Below are 4077 nucleotides of genomic sequence, written 5' to 3' on the forward strand. Positions count from 1 at the left end.
ACGAGCCCGCGGGCCCCGGCGTCGACGCAGGCCCGCAATGCCACGGCGTCGGAACCGGGCGGGCAGGACACCACGTCCACCCGGGTGCCGGAGAAACGGGCCCGCCCGGGGAGGATGGGTCGTTCGAGCTCCGGCGGCAGGCCCTCGACGGGCAGGTCCGGGGCGTTGCGGGCAAAGGCGACTGGCTCCGTGGTGTGCCACTTGCGCACCCCTCGGGCCTGGAGGATCGCCCGTCCCAGCACCACCAGGACGCCGAGACCACGTGAGACCGGGTCGGCCGCGAGCAGCACCGCGTCGAGGAGATTCGCGGGTCCGTCGGACTCGGGGTGGTCGGCGGGCAGCTGGGCACCGGTCACCGCCACGGGGCGGGGGTCGGTGTGGTGGAGGTCCAGCGCCATCACCGTCTCCTCCAGCGTGTCCGTCCCGTGGGCCACCACCACCCCGGTCACGCCCGGATCGGCGAGGGCGCCTGAGACCGCGTCGACCATGCGGTCCCACTCCGCGGGGCCGAACGTCGACGAGTCGGCGTCCAGCACGGCCCGCGCGCTCACGCGTATCGAGGGCGGGAGCACCGAGCGGAGCCCGTCGAGCATGGCCTGTGTGGCGACGTCCGAGTCGCCTGCCACCACCACCCCTCCCGGCACCGTGGAGGCGGTGATCGTCCCGCCGGTGGTACAGATCACGACGTGGGGGGTATCGGTGCTGGTCTCGACGCTGGTCACCCGGTCCACAGTGGTGGGCTCGGGACCCGTCGTCAACCACCCGGGCCGTGGGCGGTGGAACAATGGCGGTTCGGTACCCGTTGGGCCGGTGAACGGCCCGACAGCTGCACATCACGACGAAAGGACCATGCGTGAGTCTTCGACGGACCATCGCCGCAGTCTCCCTGTCCGCCTTCGCCCTGGGCGGCCTCGCCGCGTGCGGCGGGGACGACGACGGAGGGCGCGAGACGGCACCGGCCCCCACGGCCACCGAGCAGGAGCCCACCACCGTGCCCACTGCCGAGGAGCTGACCCAGTTGCTCGCCCGGGCCTCCGACCCGGCGGTGCCGTTGGAGGAGAAGGTCGACCTGGTCGAGGGCGGCGCCGAGGCGCCGGAGCTCTTCGACCAGATCGCCGCACTCAAGGCCGAACAGGGCGCCGATGTGACCATCACCGGTGCCGCCGAGGGCGACATCCCCGGCACGCTCATCGCCAACGCGGTGATCATGCAGCCCGGCCAGGAGGACATCAACGTCCAGGCGCAGTTCATCCAGCAGGGTGGGCAGTGGCAGCTGCAGCAGTCCTTCGCCTGTGCGCTCATCACCAACGCCGGGCTCGAGCCGCCGGCGACCTGCCAGGTCGCCTGATCTTCTCAGGTGCCGCCGGGTCTTATCCCGCGGTGCGGAAGTCCAGCACCGAGTCCTCGTCGTAGGTCGTGCGTCGGCCCGAATCCGGGTCCACGTACACGGCCCGCGTCGAGGACTCGGTCGTTCCGTCCACGGGCAGTGGCGCCCGGAGGTCCACCATGAGTTCTCCCGATCCCGTCACCTCGTACGCCTCGACCTCCAGCGTGACGCCCGGACCACCGTCGGGTGCCGGAGCGTCCAGGGTCGCGGCGGTGTCGGGCGCACCCAACTCCATCGTCACGGTCGCCACGTCGCCGTCGAGGGCGGTCAGCACGTAGGTGACGGCGCGCTCCGGCGCCACCGCGTCGTCGACCGTCCGGGTGACGGTCCACCGGGCCCCCACCCCGATCGCCTCCGTCGGCCACGCGACGGTCGCGTCGGACACGGCGTTCGCCGTGATCTCCACCCCGGCCCGCGCCGCATCCGTCGCGGTGGCCGGGGCCTCCAGCGAGAGACCGCGGACGATGCCGTCGGCACTGCGGGTCCAGGTGACCGCGAAGCCGGGAGCAGTGGCGAACTGGGCCGAGCGCAGCTCGTCCACGGAGGTGAAGTCCCGGGCCGTGACGGTGGCCCGCTGGGCGCCGTCGACATCCGGTTCCGACACTCCCTCGACGGTCAGGGTCTGTTCGGGGGTCTCGTCGATCCTCGGCTCCGAGCCCGGCACGGTCGTGCGAGCCGTCGCGGACCTGGTGACGGCGACGGTCACGGGCTCACGCGAGGGGGCATAGGCCAACACCCTCAGTTCCCCGGAGCCCTCGTCGAGGAGTTCCACCGTCGGGGCGGGGCCGGGGTCCACCTCCACCGCCGGCTCCAGAGCCTGGTCCTCCTGCGCGCTGACCGCGGCATCTCCGGGGGAGTCCCCCTCGTCCGAGCACGCGGCCGTGGAGGCCACGAGCGCAGCGGCCAGCGCGGTGACGAGGAGTCGGCGACCGGCTCGCGTGGGTCGGGAAGGGCCGGAGGCAGGGGGCGTTCGGGAGTTCACGATCCCCGAGCCTAGAGGGTCCACCCACCGGGCCACCCGGCCCCGCCGGGGGATCAGGGATACTGGACCGCATGACGGAGACCAACGGGACGCGGGCCGACGCGACGGGGACGACGCCCGGCGGTGCCGGTGCCCGCTACTTCAGGGCGGGGCCGGTGGTCATGCTGCTGATCGCCGCGGTGATCGTGTCGGTGGACCAGGTGACCAAGGCCCTGGCGGTGTGGGGACTCGAGGGTCAGGACCCGATCCGGATCGTCGGCGACTCCGTGCGACTGCTCCTCCTGCGCAACCCCGGGGCGGCCTTCTCGATGGGGACCGGGTCGACCGTCGTCCTGAGCATCGTGGCCACGGTGGTCGTGCTGGGGTTGTTGTGGTTCTCGCGCCGGATCCACTCGCGGTGGTGGGCGTGGGGGCTCGGGTTGATCCTGGGCGGAGCCGCCGGGAACCTCGTCGACCGCTACCTGCGCTCGCCCGGGGTGCTGCGCGGACACGTGGTGGACTTCGTCTCGGTGGGCTGGTGGCCGGTGTTCAACGTGGCCGACTCGAGTCTGGTCGTCGGCGTGATCGTGGTGGCCGTCGCCGTGTTCAAGGCAGTGGAGTTCGACGGCTCGCGGGGGCCGGTGGAGAAGGACGCCGCCGCGACGGAGCCTCGTGACGGCGAGGCCGGCAGCGACACCGGGGGCAGAACAGATGGGTGAGCTCCGCACCTTTCCCGTCCCGGACGGTCTCGACGGGATGCGGGTCGATGCCGGCGTCTCCCGCCTGCTCGGGATCTCCCGGACTGCGGTCGCCGACCTCGCCGGCGAGGGCAAGGTGCTGGTCGACGGCCGCGCAGTGGGCAAGTCCGACAAGCTCACCGGGACGTCGTGGATCGAGGTCGAGATGCCCGATCCGCGGGCCGAGCCCGCGGTGGTCGCCGAGCCCGTGGAGGGGATGGCGGTCGTCTACTCCGACGCCGACCTCGTCGTCGTCGACAAACCCGTCGGCGTGGCCGCCCACCCCTCCGTGGGCTGGACCGGCCCCACGGTGATCGGGGGACTGGCGGCCGCCGGGTACCGCATCTCCACCTCCGGGCCGCCGGAGCGCAAGGGGATCGTCCACCGCCTCGACGTGGGCACGTCCGGCCTGATGGCGGTGGCGGCCTCCGAGCGCGCGTACACGCTCCTCAAGCGGGCGTTCCGCGACCGCACGGTCGACAAGACCTACCACGCTCTGGTCCAGGGACACCCCGATCCGCTGTCCGGGACGATCGACGCCCCCATCGGCCGTCACACCTCCAACGACTGGCGGTTCGCGGTCACCTCCGACGGCAAGCACTCGATCACCCACTACGACACTCTCGAGGCGCACCAGGCCGCGACGCTGGTCGAGGTGAAACTGGAGACCGGGCGCACCCACCAGATCCGTGTGCACTTCTCCGCCCTGCACCACCCGTGTGCGGGCGACCTGACCTACGGCGCCGACCCGGTGCTGGCGAAGCGGCTGGGGCTGGAGCGTCAGTGGCTCCACGCGGTGGGGCTCGGCTTTGATCACCCGGGCACCGGCGAGCGGGTGGACTTCGTCAGCTCGTACCCCGATGACCTCCAGCACGCGCTGGACGCTCTCCGCGCGGCGTGAGCAGCCCGGCGGGCTCCAGTCGGGCACCCCGCCGACGGGCCGGCCTGCGGGCCCTCAGGATCGCGGGCCTCGGCGTGGTGATCGTCCTGGC

The 4077-nt window shown here is 72.6% G+C and carries 5 protein-coding genes; 3 read left to right on the top strand and 2 right to left on the bottom strand.

Annotated features, from left to right (window positions below; all coding sequences use genetic code 11):
* Positions 1-722: asparaginase domain-containing protein (locus G6027_RS10205; protein ID WP_346995687.1), on the bottom strand; the 722-nt coding region annotated here is incomplete at its 3' end.
* 131 nt (positions 723-853) lie between these two features.
* On the opposite strand from G6027_RS10205, the gene G6027_RS10210 reads away from it, so the two are divergent.
* Positions 854-1348: a hypothetical protein gene (locus tag G6027_RS10210; protein WP_182637079.1), complete on the top strand. Its 495-nt coding sequence runs from the start codon at positions 854-856 to the stop codon at positions 1346-1348.
* 22 nt (positions 1349-1370) lie between these two features.
* Here the strand turns inward: G6027_RS10210 and G6027_RS10215 are convergent, their stop codons facing one another.
* On the bottom strand, positions 1371-2369 hold the full coding sequence (locus tag G6027_RS10215) for a hypothetical protein (RefSeq protein WP_182637080.1): 999 nt from the start codon (positions 2367-2369) through the stop codon (positions 1371-1373).
* A 71-nt stretch (positions 2370-2440) separates the two neighbouring features.
* Between G6027_RS10215 and lspA the strand changes: the two genes are divergently transcribed.
* Together lspA and G6027_RS10225 are read left to right on the top strand one after the other, a co-directional pair.
* A complete protein-coding gene (gene lspA, locus G6027_RS10220; RefSeq protein WP_182637081.1) occupies positions 2441-3067 on the top strand; it encodes a signal peptidase II in 627 nt (208 codons plus the stop codon).
* Positions 3060-3986: an RluA family pseudouridine synthase gene (locus G6027_RS10225; protein WP_182637082.1), complete on the top strand. Its 927-nt coding sequence runs from the start codon at positions 3060-3062 to the stop codon at positions 3984-3986. Before lspA ends, G6027_RS10225 begins: the two co-directional genes overlap by 8 nt.
* Positions 3987-4077 lie beyond the last annotated feature (91 nt).

The organism is Dietzia sp. SLG310A2-38A2 (genome assembly GCF_014145095.1).
GTDB lineage: Bacteria > Actinomycetota > Actinomycetes > Mycobacteriales > Mycobacteriaceae > Dietzia.